Below are 18,605 nucleotides of genomic sequence, written 5' to 3'. Positions count from 1 at the left end.
CCCCCGCACCGACCGCCCCCGCCGGTCCCTCCTCCGCACCGCCCTGATCTGGACGACGACCGCTCTGCTGGCCGTCCTGGTCGCGGCGGCGCTCCTGTTCCACGCGTCCGGCGGACGCTGGTTCATCGTGCAGACGCCCTCCATGGGCACGGCCGCCCCGGTCGGCACCCTCGTCCTCACCGAGCCGACGGCCCTCGAGGACGTCCGGGTCGGCGACGCGGTCAGCTTCCACCCCACCACCACGCCCGACGAGACCTACACCCACCGGGTCGTCGAGATCGCGGACGACGGCACGCTCCGCACCCAGGGCGACATCAACGGCGCCGTCGATCCGTGGGCCACCGGCCAGGACCAGCTCATCGGAGTCGTCACCACGGCGCTGCCGGTGCTCGGCTGGCTCGTGCGCGGCCTGCCGCTGCTGATCATCGGCGCCGTCCTCGTGCAGCTGCTCACCCGCTTCATCGCCTCGCCCACCCAGCGGGCGTCGATGCGGATCCTCGGCCTCTCGCTCGTCGCGTCCGTCACCGTCTTCGTGCTCCGCCCGCTCGTCGGCATCGTCGTCCTCGAGGCCACGGTCGACAGCGGCACGACGAACGCCACGCTCGTCTCGACGGGCGTCCTCCCCATCCGCGTGAGCGCCGAGGGCGCCGACCCCGTCGACCTGGTCTCCGGACAGGTCGGCCGCCTGCAGATCCCGGCGCACGACGGAGACGCCTACGCCCTCTCCTCCGCTCTGCACCTGCCGTTCTGGGGCTGGGTCCTCTTCGTCCTGCTCTGCGCGATCCCGGTGCTCTACACGGTCTTCGTCGGCCTCCCCGGCGAGCCGGAGCGGACCGCCGAGCGCGGCCGCCGCGCCGCCCGCGAGGAGGAGACGGCATGAGCCGGCACCGCCTCTCCGCCGCCTCGCCGGCCGCGCGGCTGCGCACCCTCCTCGCCCGCCCGAGGTCTGTCGTCGCCGCCCTCGCCGCCGCCGCCCTGGCCGCCGTGCTGCTCACCGCCCCCGCCACCTCCGGCGCGTACACCGCCTCGATCCTGAACTCGACCAACACGGTCGGCAGCGCCGCCGCGTTCTTCACCTGCGACGGCGCCCTCGCCGCCGACCGCGGGGCCGCGCTCTTCGCCTACACGCTCGCGCAGCCGAGCGGATCGACGACCGCGCCCGACACGGACTCCGGCCAGTACCCGGGCACCTACCGCTCCACCAGCCTCTTCCCGACCGCGATGGTCAGCTCCGCCGCGACGCCCAAGGCCTGCCCGCGCGACGCGGGCGGCTCGTGGACGCCGAACGGCACCAACCAGTACCTGAGCACGCCGCTGGAGATCAGGAACCCCGGCACCTTCAGCACCGAGATCTGGTTCAAGACCACGAACGCCGGCGGCAAGCTCTTCAGCTTCAGCGCGGGCGCCACCGCTCCCGGCGGCCAGTACGACCGCCACACCTACATCGGCGCCGACGGCAAGCTCGTCTTCGGCGTCTACAACGGCGCCGCGCAGACCATCACGAGCATCCGAGCCGTCAACGACGGGCTCTGGCACCACGTCGTCTCCACGCTCTCGCCGACGGCGGGCATCGCGCTCTGGGTCGACGGCGTGAAGGTCGCCTCGAACAGCACGTACCGCACGGCCGAGAACACGACGGGCACCTGGAAGATCGGATACGACAGCCTGGGCGGCCAGTGGCCGAACGTCGGCTCCTCGTACTTCGGCGGGAGCCTGCGCTACGCCGCGGTGTACTCGACGGTCCTCACGCCGGAGCAGATCCAGACGCACTACGCGGCAGGACGCTGAGCGAACGGCCCGGTCGGCGGCGCCTCCGCAGCCCTAGGGTGAGCGGATGAGCACCCCCGCCCTCTCGCGCCGCGCCCGCTTCCACCAGCGGTTCCTCGTGGAGGAGCGCGTGATGGCCCCGGAGGCGCGCCGCGGCCTCGACCGGGCCGGCTTCGGCCTCATCGGCGTCGGCGTCGTCCTCTTCGCGGCCTTCACCGCGCAGGTCGCGAGCGGCACCGGCCTCACCGTCCTCGATCCGGTCGTCGCCGAGTGGTTCCGCGAGAAGCGCTCCGCCGAGGGCACGGTCGTGATGGACGCGCTCGCCACCGTCTTCGGGCCGGTCTACCTGCCGGTCATCATCCTGGCGGTGCTCGTGCTCTGGTTCGTCCTCGCGCGGCACCTCTGGCGGCCGATCCTCCTGGCCGGCGGCATGCTCGTCGGGATGCTCAGCGTGCAGCTGGCCGCTCACCTCGTGATGCGGATGCGCCCGCCGGTCGAGTACATGCTGCTCGGGCCCGACGGGACCTTCTCGTTCCCCTCCGGCCACGTCACCGGCGTGAGCGACTTCTTCCTGATCACCACGTTCCTCCTCGCCTCCCGCCGCTCCTCCCGGAGCTGGATGATCGGGGGCTTCGCGCTCTCGCTCGGGATGATCGCCGGCCAGATCGTCGCCCGGCTCTACCTCGGCTACCACTGGCTGACCGACACGCTCGCCTCGGTGTCGCTCGCCCTGATCGTGCTCGGCTCGGTGATCGTGATCGACACCCGCCGGACCGCGGTCGTGCGGGGCCACGCGGACTGACCGGCGCGGCGCCTCCCTCTGCGGCGAGGAGCCGACCGCGGGAGCAGGCCCTGTCGTCAGCCCCGGTCGGCCGGACCCTCCCCGGTGACGATCGGCACCGGCTCCGTCACGCCGATCGTGCTGACGATCGGGACGATCCCGGTGCGGGTGAACGGCTCCTCGGCGGCCGGCGCCGGCTCGTCGGGCAGCGGCGCGGGGTCGACCGCGGCCGGCGCCGACGGGTCGGACGCCGTGAGGCTGGATCCGCTGCCCGGCGCCGTGGCGTCCTGCGCGGTGTCCGCCTGCCCGGCCTCGGCGCCGTCGGGGTAGAGGACGTCGGCGGCGAGGGCCTGCTCGATCCCGCGGTCCCGGCGGGTCCGGGCGCGGACCGGCGCCACCGCCCGCACGATCGGGGTGCGCAGGCGGCGGTAGGCGATCCGGCCGAGCGTGACTCCGCCGGCGAGGCCCAGCGCGATCATGCCCGCCTGGAGCAGGAGCTCGATCCCGGCGCTCGGGCCGGCGTTCGAGGTGAGGCCGAGGACGCCGCGGTAGAGGGTGAGGCCGGGCAGGAGGGGGACGATCGCGCACGCGGTCGTCACCACGGCGGGCACCCGCATCCGCTCGGCCAGCATCTCGCCGAGCAGGCCGATCGCCAGCGCCGGGAGGGCGTTGGCCATGAGCGGCGCGAAGCCCGAGGTGGTCAGCGAGTCGGAGACGAGGAACGCGCCGGCTCCGGTGAGGGCGGCGATGAGCGCGGGCCGCGGCGGGGTGTGCGACGAGAGAGCCCAGGCGCCGGCCGCGACCCCGGCGCCGAGCACCTGCACGGCGGCCGGCCAGGGGCGGGCGTAGGAGTCGACAAGCACCAGCTCGACCCCGAGCGAGCGCGCGCCGTCGAGCACCACGGCGATCCCGACGACGATGCCCAGCGTCAGCAGCCCGACCTCGAGCAGCCGGCCGCCCGCGGTGATCGGGAACCCGTTGATCGCATCGTCCGCCGCTCCCACGAACGAGAGCCCGGCGAGGAGCACGACCACCCCCGACGCGACGACGAGCGCGGGCGGCAGAACCGCCAGCTCCACGGGCAGCCGCGGCACGACCGCGAGCAGCACCACCGCCACTCCGGTCGCCAGCGCGGCGCCCGCGATCTGCTGGAAGAAGGCGGGCAGGCCCCAGCGGGCGAGCAGCTGGTTGACCAGGTCGATCGCGGCGGCCGTCGCGGCGGCGAGGAGCACGACGAGGGGTCCGCCCCCGAGCAGGAGCGCGACGCCCGCCGCCATCAGCGCGAGCGTGAGGGTGACGACTCCGCGGCGGTAGCGGTGCGGCTGGACGAGGATCGCGTCGAGCCGGTCGTGCGCGGCCTCGAACTGGTGCCGGGCCTCCTCGCGGGCCTCGGCGGAGTCGACGGCGTCGGCGACCCGCACCTCCGGCGAGCCCTCGGTGATGGCGGTGACGAGCGCCGTCACGCGGGCGAGCCGCTCGTAGTCGGCGCTGCGGGAGGGGACGACGCGCAGCACGCTCACGCTGGGGGAGTCGTCGCCTCCGTCGTGCACGACCAGGATCGACGTGAAGGTGAGGTCGACCTGGCACTCGATGCCGTACGCGCGGCACACCCGCTGGATCGTCTCGGTCACCTCGGCGGCCGCGGACCCCAGCGAGAGCAGCGTCTCGCCCAGTCGCACGGCCAGCTCGAGCACCCCGCGGACCGTCTGCTCGGCGAGGAGCGCCCGCTGCGCTCGACGGCTCACCGGGGCCGCGGGCCGCTGCCCGCCGAGCTTGCCGACGACCTGCTGCAGAAGACGAGGAGAGCGCACCGTCCAGGGTAGGCACGCGGGGGCCGGTCCGGGGACGGGTTGCGCCGGCTTTCCCGCGGATGTCCGAGCAGCAGCCCTCAGAAGCAGGCGAGCACCCGGGTCGTCAGCCAGAGGGCGGCCTCGAGCTCGGCGTGCAGCTCCCGGCCGAGGGCGAGCCAGTGCTCCTCCGCCTCGGCGCTCCTCCAGCCCTCGAACACGTCGCATCCGGCGGCCCAGAGCTCCTGCCAGCGGAGCAGCGGTCCGTGCAGGGCCTCCGGGACGCCGATCGCACCCGGGTCGTCGATCGGGCCGTCGACCGCCCAGAGCGGATACTCCGCGCAGTGGTCCGGGTACAGGCGGAGGTCGGCGAGCCGCCCCTCCCGATCGGCCCGCGCGCGGGCGAGGGTGTCCTCCTCCGTCGCGAACGGCGGGACGATCCACTCGATCTGCGTGACGGGATCGACGACTCGGTGTTCCATGGCACCTCCTCCGCTCCTCGATGCGCGCACGACGGTAGCAGGGCCGTTCCGCGCAGCATCGGAGGGGGCCTGCCTACACTGGCGAGCGACTGCGTCCGCGAACGGGCGGGCGGGGCGAGGGGTGGGAGCGCATGAGGGTTCACGAGCGCGCGGTGCGGCACGGGCGGCTCCGGCGGCGGTCCGGGGCGCGGTCAGTGGTGGTCGGGATCGCGGCGGTGGTCGGCGTCCTCGCCGTCAGCGCCACCTCGCTCGTGGCGATCGCGACGGTGAGCATCAGCCGGAACGTCGCCGACAACGCGGTCGACCTGGGCGTCGCTCCTCCCACCGCCGGGAACGTGCAGATGGGCGCGGTCGAGGGCGGCTTCGACGTCCTGGTGGTCGGCACCGACAACGACGCCACGCAGGGCGACTCCTTCGGCGTCCGCGACGACACGCTCAACGACGTCAACATCCTGCTCCACGTCTCGGCTGACCACCGCAGCGCGACGGTGATCAGCTTCCCGCGCGACCTGATCCTGGACCGTCCCGCGTGCACCGACCCCGAGACGGGCGTCGTCACCGAGGCCGCCGCCGGCGTCCCGCTCAACTCCGCGTTCCAGTACGGCGGGCTCGCCTGCGTCAACGACACCCTGCAGCAGTTCACCGGCCTGACGGTGCCCTACGCCGGCTGGGTGTCCTTCAACGGCGTCATCGAGATGAGCAACGCCGTCGGCGGCGTCCCGATCTGCCTCACCGGTCCGATCCTCGACACCGACTCGGGACTCGACCTGCCCGCCGGCACCTCCACCGTCTCCGGGTCGATGGCGCTCTCGTTCCTCCGCAGCCGCCACGGCGTCGGCGACCAGAGCGACCTCAGCCGCATCTCGTCGCAGCAGCAGTACCTGGCCTCGCTGATGCGCACCGTCCGCTCGGCCGACACCCTCTCGAACATCCCCGCCCTCTACGGACTCGCGCAGGCGACCTCGTCGAACGTGCACCTGTCGACGTCGCTCACGAGCCCGGCGACGATGATCTCGCTCGCCCTCGCACTGAAGGACGTCGACCTCTCGAAGATGGTGTTCGTGCAGTACCCGGCGCTCGACGACCCGGACTACCCGGGCAAGGTCGTGCCGAACGCCGAGGTCGGGGCCGAGCTGATGAACCGCGTCCTCACCGACCAGCCGGTGACCCTCGCATCCGACGCTCCGGCGGCGGAGGCGCCCGCGGACGGCGGCGCGGCTCCGACGGATCCCGCTCCCGTCGCCGTCGACGCTCCGGGCCAGACCGCGGCGGAGGAGACCTGCGCGGTGCCGTCCGACTGACCCGACGGGTCTCGCGACGACGAAGGCGCCCGGGCGGTGTGCCCGGGCGCCTTCGTCGTGCGCGGTGCGCGGCCGTCTACGCGCGGCGGCGGCGGAGCATCGTCAGGGCGAGGCCACCGAGGATGCCGAAGGCGGCCAGGGCGAGCGGCGCGGTCGTCGAGACGCCGGTCGAGGCGAGGACAGGGCGGTGGCCGCCCGTCTGCGCAGCGGGTCCGGAGCCGGCCGGGTGCCCTGCAGGCCCGGCGCCGACAGGGTGCGCCGTGACCGCGGCGACCGCGGCGGAGCAGTCGGCCTCTCCGGCGATCGGGTCCTCCTCCGTCAGGGTGTAGTCGTAGGAGGTGCTCGCCACGAGACCGCTCGACGTGCCGCGGGCGATGACGCAGTAGATCTCGCTCGCCGGGTCCTGCAGCGGGTACTGGCCGAGGGAGATCAGGCTCCAGCCGAGCGCGTCGACGCCGACCTCGAGGCTCGAGCCGCCGCCCGTGAGCGTCTGGCGCGCACCCGAGGTCGAGAAGACGCCGATCGACACGGTCTCGTCCGCGCCGAAGCCGAGGAGAGCGCCACCGCTGGTGGGCTGTCCGTCCGCCGGGGCGGGCTCGGGCGAAGCCCCCTGGGGCCAGATCCGGATCGCGGTGCGTGAGGGGACCTGCTCCAGCGACGACGTCACGGAGCGTCCGCTGGTCTCTCCCGTGGCGGTGACGGTGAAGGTGCCCAGCTGGTCCGCCATGGTGTCGGCGTCGAGCAGGACGAAGGCCTCGCCCGAGAGCGGGGTCGGCGCGGGGGGCACGAGGGCGGAGGTGCTGCCGTCGGGCGCGGTGAGCGTGACGGACACGTCCTCGCCGCGGTCGAATCCGCGGAACGAGGCGACGACGCCGTGGATCCGGAACTCTCCGACCTGGATGTCCGCACCGGCCGGGAGCACCCCGCCGTCCTCCCGGTTCTGGAAGACGACGCTCGTGTCGGGCTGCGTCACGGTCAGCTCGACGGCATCGGAGGCGACACGGGCGCCCGAGGCGTCGAGTCCCTCCGCGACGACGGAGATCGTCTCGCCGGGGAGCGGGAGGTGGGGGTCCACCGCGACGCCGTCCGCGTCGGTGGGGAGCCAGTCCTGGAGGCGGAGCTCGCCGGAGGCGGTGATCACGCTGGTGGTGACGGCCTCCTCCGAGTCGCCGTCGCGGAGCACGACGACGGCGACGGTGCCGGGCTGGAAACCGGTCCCGGACACGTTCAGGCCGCCGGCCCAGCCCTCCGCCGACGGGATCGCGGAGAACGCCGAGCCCGCTTCGTAGGTGGTGCGGTCGAGGGCGATCGCCAGGGGCGACTGCGCGCTCTCGACGGGCGCGGTGGTCGGAGCCGGAGTGGGCGCCGGGGTCGGAGTCGGCTCCGGAGTCGCGGTCGGCTCCGGAGTGGCGGTGGGCTCCGCGGTGGGAGCCGGCTCGGCCGGTGCGGGGCTCGAGGCGGCGTCAGGGACGACCTCGGTGGCCAGGGCGACGGACGGGAACGCGAGCGCCCCCAGCAGTGCCGCAGTGGTGATGACGGTGACGCCGTGGCGTCGTCGCGCAGAACGCACGATTCCTGCTTCCTCCGAGCCGCTGATCGCGGTCGGCTTCCCCATGAGCGGGGGACGATCGCCCCCTGTGGCCGAGTGTGTCCTATGCGGAACCTCAGCCTGTGCCGGATCCTGCAACGATCCGATCACGCCGCGCGGCGCGAGGTGACGGTTCGGTCGCGGGCGCGCACGGCGACCCGGACAAGCCGGTGGGCGACGCTCCCCGGGGGGTCCTCAGACCGGCGGCACGACCAGCAGCACCACGCCGATCGCGGCGCTCACCGCGGCGACCACGCACCAGCGCTCCGCTCGGGTTCCCGCGGGTCCGCGCGTCCGCGCCACGGCGCCGAGACCGATCGCGAGCACGGCGATGCCGACCTGCAGCGCCACGGTGGTGCGGATCAGCGTCCAGGCCTCGAAGGCGCTCGCTCCGGTCGCTCCGGTGGCGAGGAGCGGCACTCCGCCGACGGCCGCCGGGACCAGCAGCAGGCCGGATCCGATCGCGAGCGCCGCGATCAGGTGGGTGAGCACGTCGTCCAGCGCGGTCCGTGGGGGCGCGCCGACCGGCCCGAGAGCGGCGGCGCCGGGCCTCATCGCGACAGTGCGGAGGTGCATGGGGCGAGCATAGGACCGGGCCGCAGCGGAGCGGACCCCCTGCGGAGGCCCCTGTCCGGTGGGCATTCCGGAGGAGGATCGGCGCTGGGCGCGCAGTCGACCGGCCCGGTCCTCCGGTCGCCCGTCGACGCCGTCCGAGCGATTCGCGACGCGGCCCCCGATGCTCGCGCCACGGGCTTCAGCCGGGCGGCGCGGGATGGGTACGGTCGTCGCGAGCCGGCCTCGCGGACGCGGAGGGCCCCGGACGAGGAAGCGAGGACACGGTGAGCAACGGCGTTCAGCAGCTCGTCGACGCGATGCTCGACAAGGTCGAGGCGGAGCAGCCCCACATCGACCACACGATCACGATGACGCCGGTCAACGCGCTCTTCCTCCCCGTCCACGCGAGGGAGCTGCCGGCCCGTGATGTGGACGGGCCGCTGCGCGGGCACATCTACCGGGACTGCCTCGTGTGGGAGCAGGAGTTCCTCGATCACGTCGTCATCGTGTCGCCGGTGGTCGGGCGGGTCCCCGAGGAGGCCTGGGTGCCGAGCTACTACGGGAACCTCCGCACCGGCGACATCGGACCGTTCCCACCGTTCGTCGACGACGACGAGTGAGCGGAGGCGCTCGAGCGTCCCCGTCGGCCCGGCCCGCGGTCCCGGTCGGCCTCGTCTCTCCCTGCACTCGGCACCGCCGTCTCGGGCAGGATCAGGGGATGCTCCTGCAGACGATCACCACCGGGTCCGGACCGCGACACGTCGGGCTGGTGCACGGGCTCGGTGCGTCGGCGGCGACCTGGGGGCCGTTCGTCGAGCGGCTCGTCGCGACCGGCCGCTACACGGTCACGGCCGTCGATCTGCGCGGGCACGGCGCGAGCGCCCGGGCGGAGTCCTACCGGATCGACGACATGGCCGCCGATCTGGTCGAGTCGCTGCCGGCGGGAATCGACAGCGTGGTCGGCCACTCGCTCGGCGGCGCGGTGCTGCAGCGCGCCGTCGCAGGACTCGCGCCCGGCCGGGCCGTCTACCTCGATCCCGGGTTCGCCCTGTCGCTCCCCACGAGCGGCCTGCGCGGACGGCTGTTCTGGGCGGCACCGCTGCTGTCGCTCGGCGTCGCCCAGCTCGGGCAGGCGCGGGCGAGCGCCGCGGTCCGCGCCGCCTACAGCCCGGAGATCCGCGCGCTGCTCGACGACGCGAAGAAGAGGTTCGACGCGCGGATGGCCGTCGGCGTGTTCCGGGACGTCGCCTTCCACCCGGTCCCGGTCGAGGCGCCGGCGGTCCCGTCGACGATCGTGCTCTCCGACCAGTCGCCGGCGGTGCTGCCCGACGCCCTGGCCGCGCGGCTCGAGCAGCGGGGCTGGCAGGTGCGCCGGATCGCGGGGGTGCACCACGACATGCAGCTCGAAGATCCGGACCGGACCTTCGCCGCGATCGTCGACGTGCTCTAGGCGCGCCCCTCCGCGGGTCGGGCGCCGGTGAGCGGGAATTCCCCGGATGCATCCGTACCCGCGGATCGAGACGGCGGGCGATCCCGGAGGCCCGCCCGCCGTCCCCCTGCGCCCGCCGTCAGCGGACGGTCGTCGCGGCGGTGTCGGTGTTGCTGCGGATCGACGGGTCCGGCGTCCTGACCGAGAACGCGGCGGCGAAGGCGGTCGCGGTGCCGGTGCCGGTGGCCGTGACGGTGATCCTCTCGGTGACGGTCCGCCCGTTCGCGAGACTCGAGCGCGGGAAGATCACGATGCTCCCGATGCGGCTGTACGAGCCCGTGGCGGACACGAACTGCACGGTCGGGGGGAGGACCACCTTCGAGAAGACGGACGTCGACGCGGAGGGTCCGGCGTTCCTCGTGATGAGCGTGTACGTGAACGTCCTCCCCTTCGCGGCCGTGGTCGGAGCGGAGACGTCGACGCGCAGGTCGGCCCTCGTGGTCGCCTTCTGCGGAGAGACGGTCAGCGTGCTCGCCGCCTCGACGGTGCCCGCCGGGTTCACCGCGCGGAGGGTGAAGCCGTAGGTCCCCGCGGTGGTCGGGGTGCCGGTGAGGCGCCCGGAGGCGTCGAGGGCGAGTCCGGGAGGCAGAGTGCCCGACGCGACGGTGACGACCGGCGCCGGGGATCCGGTCGCCGTGTACGTGAAGTCGTAGGCGGAGCCGACCACGCCGGCCGCGGCCGTCCCCGAGAGGGTCGGAGCGGTCGCCGCCTGCCCGACGGTGAGGGTGTGGGGCGCGCCGGTGGTGGTGCCGAAGGTGGTGCGGGCGGTCACGGTGAAGGAGGACGCTCCCTCGACGGTCGGGGTGCCGGACAGGACGCCCGCGGAGGTGAGGGTCAGGCCGGCCGGGAGGGAACCGGACGCGAGCTCGAACGTCGACGCGCCGCCGGTGGCGAAGGTGTAGGAGAAGGGCGTTCCGAGAGGCGCCGTCGCCGGAGGGGCGTCGGCCGTGAAGACGGGCCGAGCGCCGAGGGCGAGGCTGTGGAAGCTGCCGCCGGACACGGCGGTGGCGCCGGTGAGTCCCGCCGGCACGGAGGCCTCGCCGAAGCCGTCGTAGCCCCAGGCGGTGACGGTGCCGTCGCGGCGCACAGCGAGGCTGTGGTACCCGCCGGCGGCGACGGCGGTGACGTCCGCGAGGCCGCCGGGGACGTCGGACTGGCCGTCGCTGTCGCTGCCCCAGGCGACGACGGTCCCGTCCGCGCGCAGCGCGAGGCTGTGGGTGGCTCCGGCGGAGACGGCGGTGACGCCGGTGAGTCCCGCGGGCACGTCGGTCTGCCCGAAGGCGTCGTCTCCCCAGGCGGTGACGGTGCCGTCGCGGTGCAGCGCGAGGTCGTGGAAGCGGCCGGCGGCGATGGCGACGACTCCGCTGAGCCCGTCCGGCACGGTCGGCTGGCCGTAGAAGTCGTATCCCCAGGCGGTGACGGTCCCGTCCCCGTGCAGGGCGAGGTTGTGGTAGCCGCCGGCAGCGATGGCGGTGACGTCGGCGAGCCCGTCCGGCACCGTCGCCTGCCCGTCGCCGTCGTCGCCCCAGGCGCTGACGGTCCCGTCCCTGCGCAGGGCGAGGCTGTGGTTGACGCCGGCGTCGACGGCGACGACGTCGTCCAGACCGGTCGGCACGGTGGCCTGCCCGCTGCTGTCCTCGCCCCAGGCGGCGACGGTGCCGTCGCTGCGCAGGGCGAGGCTGTGGGAGCCGCCCGCGGCGATCGCCGTCGCGTCGGTGAGCCCAGCCGGCGCAGCGACCTGCCCGCTGGAGTCGTCACCCCAGCCGACGACACCGGTCGCAGCGGGAGCCGCGGCGACCGCGGACAGGGGAGCCGTGGTCCCGAGGAGGAGCGCGACCGTCGCCGTCAGCGCGAGCAGGCCGAGCGCCGGCCCGGGCCTCGTCCTCCGCTCAGGGGTCGAGCGGGCCGTACCGGCGTCCGGGTCGGTCGGGCGGGAGGCGGAGGGAGAGCGCATGCTGGAGCCTTCGATCGGGTCGACCGTGGGCGGCCGTCTCCGAACAGTGGCACCCGGTCCCACCGCCGACAACAGCCTCTAGCGGACATGTCCGCAACAGGGCAGGGGCCGGTGCGCGGAGGACGCGGTGGCCTCGTCTCGTCCCCCGCGGAGCATCCCCCACCGGCGCCGGGGCCGGTCCCGACGGATCGCGCGCAAGCGTCTCGCGCGGACCGATCGCGGCGAGGCGTTCTCCTCCCGGCCACCCGTGCCGGACGCCCCGGCCCCTACCGTGGCCGCATGACAGCAGCGGAGTCAGGACGTCCCGGAGCCCGAGAGCGCAGCTCGAGCCGGATCCTCGCGGCCGGCGCTCTGATGCTCGCCTCGGCCGGGCTGCAGCAGCTCGCCGCCGTTCAGCGCTGGGCCGTCGCCGGGCCGATCCTGGGCGAGCAGGCGATCGAGGACCACCGGTACGACTACTCGTGGCCCTCCGATCCGTGGGAGAACGTCGGATCGGCAGGGCAGCTGCTCGGGATCGGGCACCTCCCCGTCGCTCTCGCCGTCCTCGGCGCGGTCGGTCCGGGACGGCCGCGCCCGGTCGCGGTGATGCGGATCGTGGTCGCCGCGTCGTTCGGCTGCCTCGGCCTGCACGCGGTCCTGTCCGGGATCCTCGGAGCACCGACGATCCTGCAGGCGATGCTCCCGGCGGTCCTGCTGGGACTGGCCGCACCCGCCGGCCTGCTCGTCCTCGCGGTCCTCGTGGCGAGGACGTCGCCCCTCCGCGCCGCGTCCTTCGTCCTCCTGATCGGATCGACGCTGCCCGGCTACCTCGTCGCGACGTTCGCGATCGCTCCCGCGCTCGTCGGCTACCAGTCGTACGACACCACGCCCTGGACGGAGTCGGTGGTCGCCGCCTCGGTGGCGCTCGCCGGGGCGGCGCTCCTGCTCGACGGGCTGATCCGCTCGATCGTGCATCGCGCGGGGGCCGTGCCGCGTCGCGACCGGTCGCCGGGAGCCGCGGCCTCCTGAAGGCGGGCTCACCGGCCCGCCGTGTCGGCAGTGCCCGGACACGAGGAAGGGCCGCCCCGGGGGACGGCCCTTCCCGCGACTCCGTCGGCCCTGCACTCCTCGGCAGGAGCGCGGTCACCGGGGGGTCGGGTCAGCGCTGGACGAGCGGAACGGCGACGTCCGTGACGTTCGCCCCGATGGCGCCGAGCGGAGTCGCCGTGCCGTTCAGCAGTCCGATCTCGTAGAGCGACCCGTTGACGGCGGCGAGGCCGACCGAGCCGATGGAGCTGCCGTTGCGGAGGACGGAGTAGATGTCGAAGCCGGTCGCACCCACTGCGTCGAGGCCGAGCTTCCCGGTCGGCGCCAGGGTGCCGGCGTTGGCCGGGGACTGGATGGCGATCTGGTCGAGGGCCGTGTCGAGGACGAACAGGGTGGTCGCGCTGTTCGCGTCGAGGTCGTTGTTCGTGTACGCGGCCCCGGCGACACCGGTGGCCACGGCGGGCGCGGCGTAGCTGAGCGTGCCGTCGGCGACCGTCGCGGCGCCCGCGGTGGCGAACGGCTGACGGAGGTTCTGGCCCGTGTCGCTGACCACGCGGAGCGCGTTCGCGGCGGGGTTGAAGTCGACGCCGAAGGAGGTGCCGCTCAGCGCCACGGTGAGACGGGTCACCTGAGTGGCCGCGCCGGTGGACGGGTTGATGGAGTAGACGCCGGCGCTCGCCGCGTTGTCCCCGACGCCGTAGAGGGCGCCGTCCTGGACCCGGTAGTCGATGCCGATGAGCGCGGTGTCGCCGCCGGTCAGGCCGGTGACGGCGACACGGTTCGTGACCTTGCCGGGCTTGGTCGGGTTGAACTGCACGAGCTTCGTGCCGCCGTCGGAGAGTCCGACGACCCGCAGCTTCGCCGCCACGGAGCGGACCGCGTTGATCAGGTTCCTGTCCGACGCGCTGCTGGAGTCGCTGGTCGCCGCGGCGGGAGCGACGCTGCTCGCACCGGCGAGCACGGGTGCCACCGCCATCACTCCCGCGACGGCGACAGCTGCGATACCGACTCTGATGTTCCTGGTCATCGTGCACTCCTCGAGACTTGCGGTCGCCGGAGATCGGCGGCTCGGAGGGGGATACCGTCCGGAGCGCGCGAGCGTTCATCCGATCCGGAAACCGATCCGGCGACGACGACCGGATGTCGGAGCCCGACGCGCACGGAACGCCACCACCACGACGACGGAAGCCGCCGTCGGACTCGTCGCCGTACTTCCGGGAGCCGTGCAGACGGCGGTTACGACCGAAGCCGCGACGATCCGCCGGCGACCGGCGCTGCTCTGCGGCCGAGCGAGAGGAGCGGCGCCTGGAGGGTGACACGGAGAGGCCCGTGACGGCATTGGTCGTCACGGGCCTCTCCGTATCGAAGACGCTCGAGCCCGGTCACCGGGTCCGAGCGTCAGCGGCGGGGATCAGTGCCTGATGCTGACGGCGGTGCTGCGGCCCTCGTTGCCGGCGGCGTCGAACGCGCGGGCGGTGATGCTGAAGGTGCCGGACGGGTAAGCGGAGGTGGAGACGGTCAGGCGCCAGGTCCCGTTGGACGCCCTGGTCGCGTCGCCGAGCCTGGTCGAGCCGCTCCAGAAGCTGACCCGGGTCGTGGCGACGTCGTCGGTCGAGGAGGCGACGAAGGTCACGCTCGAGCCGACGGTCGTCCCTGTCGTGGGAGATGTGATGACGACGGACGGGGCGGTCGTGTCCGCACCGGGCGTCGGGGTCGGCGTGGGCGTGCCTCCGGAGTCACCGGGGAGGCCCCAGGCCTCCCAGGTGGTCCTCGCGATCGTCGCCTGACCGGACACGCTGGGGTGGAAGTAGTCCACGGTCGAGACGGCGCTCGCCGGGACGGCCATGCGCGAGAGCGCTCCTCCATCCCATCTGCAGTCGTTCGTCGTCGCGGCGCAGGCGTCGGAGAGCGCCCTGTTGTAGGCGGTCGCGCGGCTCGCCGCTTCTGCGAGCAGGGCTGTGTACTGGGTACCGGTCTGCTGCACTCCGGCCTCGCTCACGCCGCGGAACTTCCCGCACAGGTCCGCCGCCTGCCAGATCACGGCGCCCTTCGTCGCCTTGACGGTGCTCCACTCCGCGGCGATGTTCGGAACCGAGCCGACGAGCACGGTGGCGTCGGGCCAGGCGGAGGCGATCTTCGACATCACGCCCTTCGCGGAGGAGGTGAAGCCCGCGACGGAGGTCATGTCGTACGTCTGGCAGAGGTCGTTCCCGCCGATGAGGAGCGTGACGTAGTCCGGTTCCGCGCCGGCCGCGACGGCCTCGTCGATCTTGGCGCCCACGCCGCCGATGAAGCTGCCCGACCTCGCCGCGTTGACCGTCGTCAGGCTCGTGGTCGAGCTCGAGGCCTCGAGACGCGCAGCGATCGAGTCGACCGCCGGGTTCGTTCCGGTCGACCAGTTGCTCGCGACGCAGTCACCGGTCCCGTTGCAGGTTCCCGCCCCGCGCGAGATCGAGTCGCCCAGGGCGAGCAGGGTCTGCGTCCCGGCGGCCTGCGCCGGCCCGGCGACGAGGAGGCTGCCGAAGAGTGCGGCGGCGCCCAGACCAGCGCCGAGTGCGGCACGCCAGCGGCGATGAGTGGTGGATCGTCGTGATGTGACGGTCATGGTGGAGTCCCCCCGGGATTCGATGATGGAGCACGTAGGAGAGCGCGTGACTGCGATGCCCCCTGATGGGAGGCAAGTGCAGGGGAGTGCGCTCGTCAACCACGAGGGGTCCGTTGACTCTGACGGGGGTGACGGAAGCGGCGACGGAGAGGGAGTGGCGGGGGTCCGTCACTCCAGAGAGCCGTCGGCGAACCGGCGGAGCGCGGCCGCGTAGCGGTCCGGGTCCCGGTGGTCGCTGTCGGTCAGGAGCAGCACCGAGCCGGAGACGGCGCGCGTGTACTCGCCGCGGCAGGGGAGGGTGACCACCGTCGTCAGTCCGGCCTCCCAGGCGGGGACGAGGGAGCCGAGGCAGCGCCGCTCGGGGGCGGCGTCCAGAGGGACGTCCCGTGCGTCCATCCGGGCGGACCGCAGCTCGTCGTGCCAGGCGCGGAAGGGAGCTCCGAGGGAGTCGTCGCCGAAGCGCTCCCGCCAGCCGGGGCCGCGGGCGAGGTCGAGGAGGCGTGCGCGCTCGGGGGATCCGTCGGCGGTGCTGGAGAGCTGCCGGAGGAGCGGGCCGGTCTCGACCGCCAGATGCTCGACGCAGTCCTGCCACAGCTGAGGCCAGGCGCGCTGCTCGTCGGCGCCGGGCTCCGCCGACCCGACCCGCTCCGGGGACCGCTCGAGCGGCGGAGGCCCGTCGACCGCCGGAGTGAAGCCCCACGCTTCGCGGATCCAGAGGAGCTCGAGCAGCGCCGAGGGGTTGTCCTCGACCGTGATGACCATCTGCGACGGCCAGGGGTCGCCGGGAAGGGGACGGGATGCGCGCATGAGAGGAGCTCCTTCCGAGGGGATGAGGTCGGATCGTGCCGGAGAAGGCTCCAGGGAGGCTGGACTCGCGTCGGCCGACGCGCCACTCCTCCGTGCTCCCAGCGGCGTCGCCGGTGATCCTCCGCGCCGGCGGTCCAGGACGGCGCCGAGCGCCTCCCGAATGTCGGTGCCCCCGACCTACACTCGGACGCGTTCGAACACACGTTCGACGAGACGAGGAGGGGGCCGACCATGGGCGTGACCGTCGTGGAGCGCATCGCGACCCCGGCCTCGGACGCTGTCGCCGTCACCTTCCTCGTCACCAGCGAGGCCGTGGCGGCGGGATTCCCGTCGCCGGCGCAGGACTACTTCGACGGGTCCCTCGACCTCAACGACCACCTGATCCGCGACAGGACGTCGACGTTCATCGTCCGCGTCTCGGGCGAGAGCATGGTCGGCGCGGGCATCAGCGACGGCGACGAGCTCGTGGTCGACCGGTCGATCACGCCGACGCACGGGAGCGTGGTCATCGCGATCCTCGACGGCGAGCTGACCGTGAAGCGCCTCGAGCTGCACCCCGGGGGAGTGGTGCTGCGGGCCGAGAACCCGGAGTACCCGCCGATCCACGTCGCCGAGCTGAGCGACCTCCAGGTGTGGGGCGTCGTCACCGTCTGCCTCCACCGGCTGCACCGTGCGCTCTGAGCGGCGCATCGCCCTGGTCGACGTGAACTCGTTCTACGTCTCCTGCGAGCGGCTGTTCGATCCGAGGCTCGCGGGCCGGCCGGTCGTCGTCCTCTCGAACAACGACGGCTGCGTGGTCGCCCGCTCCGACGAGGTGAAGAGGCTCGGGATCGAGAACGGCACGCCCTGGTTCCAGATCGAGCCGCTCATCCGCTCCGGTCGCCTCCCGGAGGTGATCGCCCGATCGAGCAACTACGAGCTGTACGGCGAGCTGTCCGCGCGCGTGATGGAGCTGCTGGGCCGCTACTCCGCCTGGCAGGAGGTGTACTCGATCGACGAGTCCTTCCTCGGCGTCGACGGCGACGTGGCGGAGCGGGCGAAGATCGGCCGGGCGATGCGGGCGGCCGTCGCGAAGAACGTCGGCCTGCCCGTCTGCGTCGGATTCGGGCCGAGCAAGACTCTCGCGAAGTTCGTCAACAAGGGCGGAGCGAAGAAGCACCCGCGCCTGGGGGGCGTCTGCGACACCGACTGGTACACGCCCGAGCAGCTCGACGCGCTCATGGCCTCGCAGCACGTCACCGAGCTGTGGGGCGTCGCCGGCCGCACCGGGAAGCGCCTCGCGGAGCTGTCCATCCACACCGTCCGCGACCTCCGGGACGCGGACCCCGCGCTGATCCGCAAGAAGTTCTCCGTGGTCCTGCAGCGCTCCGTCTACGAGCTGCGCGGCGTCGACTGCATCCCGCTCGAGGCCGCTCGCACCGTCCGCGACCAGCTGATCTTCTCCCGGTCGTTCGCCACTCCCGTGACGACGATCGCGGACATGGAGCAGGTGCTCTCCGTCTACGCGCAGCGCGCCGCCCACCGCCTCCGCGCTCAGGAGTCGGTCACCAGGACGATGAGCGTGTTCGCGTCGACGTCGCCGTTCGCGGACGCGCCGTACGAGTCCGCCGGCGGCCTGGCCGGCTTCCCCGTTCCCACGGACGACCCGGTGGCGATGGTGAGGGCCGCGATCGGCACCCTGCGCCCGCGGCTGCGGGAGGGCGCGCGCTACGTGCGGGCCGGCGTCATCCTCACGAACCTGTCGCCTCGGAACTCCCACGCGCTGCTCGAGATCTTCGACACCGCCTTCGACACGAAGGGCCTCGGCGCCACCATCGACGCGGTGACGAAGCGCCACGGCCGGTCCGCGGTCGGCCTCGGGCTGGCGGGCATCCGCACGGGGCCGGTGTGGACGATGAAGCGCGACGCCCTCTCGCTCCGGGCGACGACGCACTGGGGCGAGCTGGCGACGGCGCACGCGCGGTGAGCCCGCCTGCGGGGAGATCGGGTCATCCGACGCGTAGGCGCCCGGGGCTCTCTCGGGCAGGCTCGTCGCCATCGACGAGTGTCGGTGCGGGGACGGCGGGAGGACCCATGGCCGAGAGCTGGCAGGACGCGTCGGTGCGGGGCGTCGCGATGATCGAGAACGAGCTGGTCGTGCGCGACTTCCTCGAGGTGTGGAGCGCTCGCGACAGCCGCCAGCTCGTCCCGTTCCTGCATCCGGAGGTCGTCTACAGCGCGTCGAGCTCGCAGGAGATCGCGGGGCGGGCGCGGGTCCTCGAGATGTGCGACGAGGTCCATCGGGCGTTCACCGAGATCCGGATCGCCCTCGTCACGATCGCCGTGGCCGGCAGCGTCGTCCTCACCGAGCACGCCCTGCATCTCCGCTCGGACACGGGGGAGGGCCACTGGCTCCGCTGCTTCGGGAGCTACGAGCTCCGCGGAGAGCAGATCGTCACCTGGCGGCAGCTCCATGGCTGAGGG

General features: G+C 73.5%; 18 protein-coding genes. 10 read left to right on the top strand and 8 right to left on the bottom strand.

Annotation, left to right across the window (positions count from 1 at the left end; genetic code table 11):
* The 3 genes from C5D50_RS16445 to C5D50_RS02150 all read left to right on the top strand — a co-directional run.
* A partial coding sequence (locus C5D50_RS16445) for a S26 family signal peptidase (protein WP_104288921.1) occupies positions 1-880 on the top strand: 880 nt, incomplete at its 5' end.
* Positions 877-1,788, top strand: a complete 912-nt coding sequence (locus C5D50_RS02155) for a LamG domain-containing protein (protein WP_104288920.1) — start codon at positions 877-879, stop codon at positions 1,786-1,788. The genes C5D50_RS16445 and C5D50_RS02155, both read left to right, overlap by 4 nt.
* Before the next feature lie 46 nt (positions 1,789-1,834).
* The gene (locus C5D50_RS02150; RefSeq protein ID WP_104223319.1) at positions 1,835-2,569 is read left to right on the top strand and encodes a phosphatase PAP2 family protein; all 735 of its coding nucleotides are present in this window, start codon (positions 1,835-1,837) and stop codon (positions 2,567-2,569) included.
* Between the two features lie 56 nt (positions 2,570-2,625).
* Here the strand turns inward: C5D50_RS02150 and C5D50_RS02145 are convergent, their stop codons facing one another.
* Entirely contained in the window at positions 2,626-4,359 is a 1,734-nt protein-coding gene (locus C5D50_RS02145) for a threonine/serine exporter ThrE family protein (protein WP_181137273.1), read from the bottom strand.
* Between the two features lie 77 nt (positions 4,360-4,436).
* Entirely contained in the window at positions 4,437-4,817 is a 381-nt protein-coding gene (locus C5D50_RS16440) for a hypothetical protein (protein WP_181137272.1), read from the bottom strand.
* Positions 4,818-5,011: 194 nt separating this feature from the next.
* On the opposite strand from C5D50_RS16440, the gene C5D50_RS02140 reads away from it, so the two are divergent.
* Positions 5,012-6,118, top strand: coding sequence for an LCP family protein (locus C5D50_RS02140; RefSeq protein ID WP_181137271.1), 1,107 nt, complete (start codon positions 5,012-5,014; stop codon positions 6,116-6,118).
* 76 nt (positions 6,119-6,194) lie between these two features.
* Here the strand turns inward: C5D50_RS02140 and C5D50_RS02135 are convergent, their stop codons facing one another.
* Together C5D50_RS02135 and C5D50_RS02130 are read right to left on the bottom strand one after the other, a co-directional pair.
* The gene (locus tag C5D50_RS02135) at positions 6,195-7,688 is read right to left on the bottom strand and encodes a hypothetical protein (protein WP_146086949.1); all 1,494 of its coding nucleotides are present in this window, start codon (positions 7,686-7,688) and stop codon (positions 6,195-6,197) included.
* Between the two features lie 213 nt (positions 7,689-7,901).
* Positions 7,902-8,282: a hypothetical protein gene (locus C5D50_RS02130; protein WP_104283999.1), complete on the bottom strand. Its 381-nt coding sequence runs from the start codon at positions 8,280-8,282 to the stop codon at positions 7,902-7,904.
* A 263-nt stretch (positions 8,283-8,545) separates the two neighbouring features.
* On the opposite strand from C5D50_RS02130, the gene C5D50_RS02125 reads away from it, so the two are divergent.
* Together C5D50_RS02125 and C5D50_RS02120 are read left to right on the top strand one after the other, a co-directional pair.
* Positions 8,546-8,881 carry a hypothetical protein gene (locus C5D50_RS02125; RefSeq protein ID WP_104255926.1) on the top strand — a complete coding sequence of 112 codons (336 nt, stop codon included), beginning with the start codon at positions 8,546-8,548 and terminating at the stop codon, positions 8,879-8,881.
* 98 nt (positions 8,882-8,979) lie between these two features.
* Complete coding sequence (locus C5D50_RS02120) at positions 8,980-9,711, top strand: alpha/beta fold hydrolase (RefSeq protein WP_104283998.1); 732 nt, start codon at positions 8,980-8,982, stop codon at positions 9,709-9,711.
* A 118-nt stretch (positions 9,712-9,829) separates the two neighbouring features.
* On the opposite strand, the gene C5D50_RS16285 is transcribed toward C5D50_RS02120, so the two are convergent.
* Entirely contained in the window at positions 9,830-11,704 is a 1,875-nt protein-coding gene (locus C5D50_RS16285) for a putative Ig domain-containing protein (protein ID WP_146086948.1), read from the bottom strand.
* A 279-nt stretch (positions 11,705-11,983) separates the two neighbouring features.
* Here C5D50_RS16285 and C5D50_RS02110 point away from each other — a divergent pair, with 279 nt between their 5' ends.
* On the top strand, positions 11,984-12,712 hold the full coding sequence (locus C5D50_RS02110; protein ID WP_146086947.1) for a hypothetical protein: 729 nt from the start codon (positions 11,984-11,986) through the stop codon (positions 12,710-12,712).
* Positions 12,713-12,842: 130 nt separating this feature from the next.
* On the opposite strand, the gene C5D50_RS02105 is transcribed toward C5D50_RS02110, so the two are convergent.
* The 3 genes from C5D50_RS02105 to C5D50_RS02095 form a co-directional block, all read right to left on the bottom strand.
* Positions 12,843-13,757 carry a DUF4394 domain-containing protein gene (locus tag C5D50_RS02105; RefSeq protein WP_219814727.1) on the bottom strand — a complete coding sequence of 305 codons (915 nt, stop codon included), beginning with the start codon at positions 13,755-13,757 and terminating at the stop codon, positions 12,843-12,845.
* 384 nt (positions 13,758-14,141) lie between these two features.
* A complete protein-coding gene (locus C5D50_RS02100) occupies positions 14,142-15,335 on the bottom strand; it encodes an SGNH/GDSL hydrolase family protein (RefSeq protein ID WP_104283995.1) in 1,194 nt (397 codons plus the stop codon).
* A 168-nt stretch (positions 15,336-15,503) separates the two neighbouring features.
* Positions 15,504-16,142, bottom strand: a complete 639-nt coding sequence (locus C5D50_RS02095) for a hypothetical protein (protein WP_104283994.1) — start codon at positions 16,140-16,142, stop codon at positions 15,504-15,506.
* Between the two features lie 231 nt (positions 16,143-16,373).
* Here C5D50_RS02095 and C5D50_RS02090 point away from each other — a divergent pair, with 231 nt between their 5' ends.
* The 3 genes from C5D50_RS02090 to C5D50_RS02080 all read left to right on the top strand — a co-directional run bounded on the left by C5D50_RS02090 (position 16,374) and on the right by C5D50_RS02080 (position 18,602).
* A complete protein-coding gene (locus tag C5D50_RS02090) occupies positions 16,374-16,823 on the top strand; it encodes a LexA family transcriptional regulator (RefSeq protein WP_104238880.1) in 450 nt (149 codons plus the stop codon).
* The gene (locus C5D50_RS02085; RefSeq protein ID WP_104283993.1) at positions 16,813-18,108 is read left to right on the top strand and encodes a Y-family DNA polymerase; all 1,296 of its coding nucleotides are present in this window, start codon (positions 16,813-16,815) and stop codon (positions 18,106-18,108) included. The genes C5D50_RS02090 and C5D50_RS02085 overlap by 11 nt, the downstream gene beginning before the upstream one ends.
* A gap of 107 nt (positions 18,109-18,215) precedes the next feature.
* Positions 18,216-18,602, top strand: a complete 387-nt coding sequence (locus tag C5D50_RS02080) for a nuclear transport factor 2 family protein (RefSeq protein ID WP_104262240.1) — start codon at positions 18,216-18,218, stop codon at positions 18,600-18,602.
* Positions 18,603-18,605: the final 3 nt, after the last annotated feature.

The organism is Rathayibacter sp. RFBD1, assembly GCF_002932915.1.
In the GTDB taxonomy this organism is placed as follows: Bacteria; Actinomycetota; Actinomycetes; order Actinomycetales; family Microbacteriaceae; genus Rathayibacter.
The sequence above is the reverse complement of the archived record's forward strand: the minus strand, read 5'-3'. Positions and strand labels throughout refer to the sequence as shown.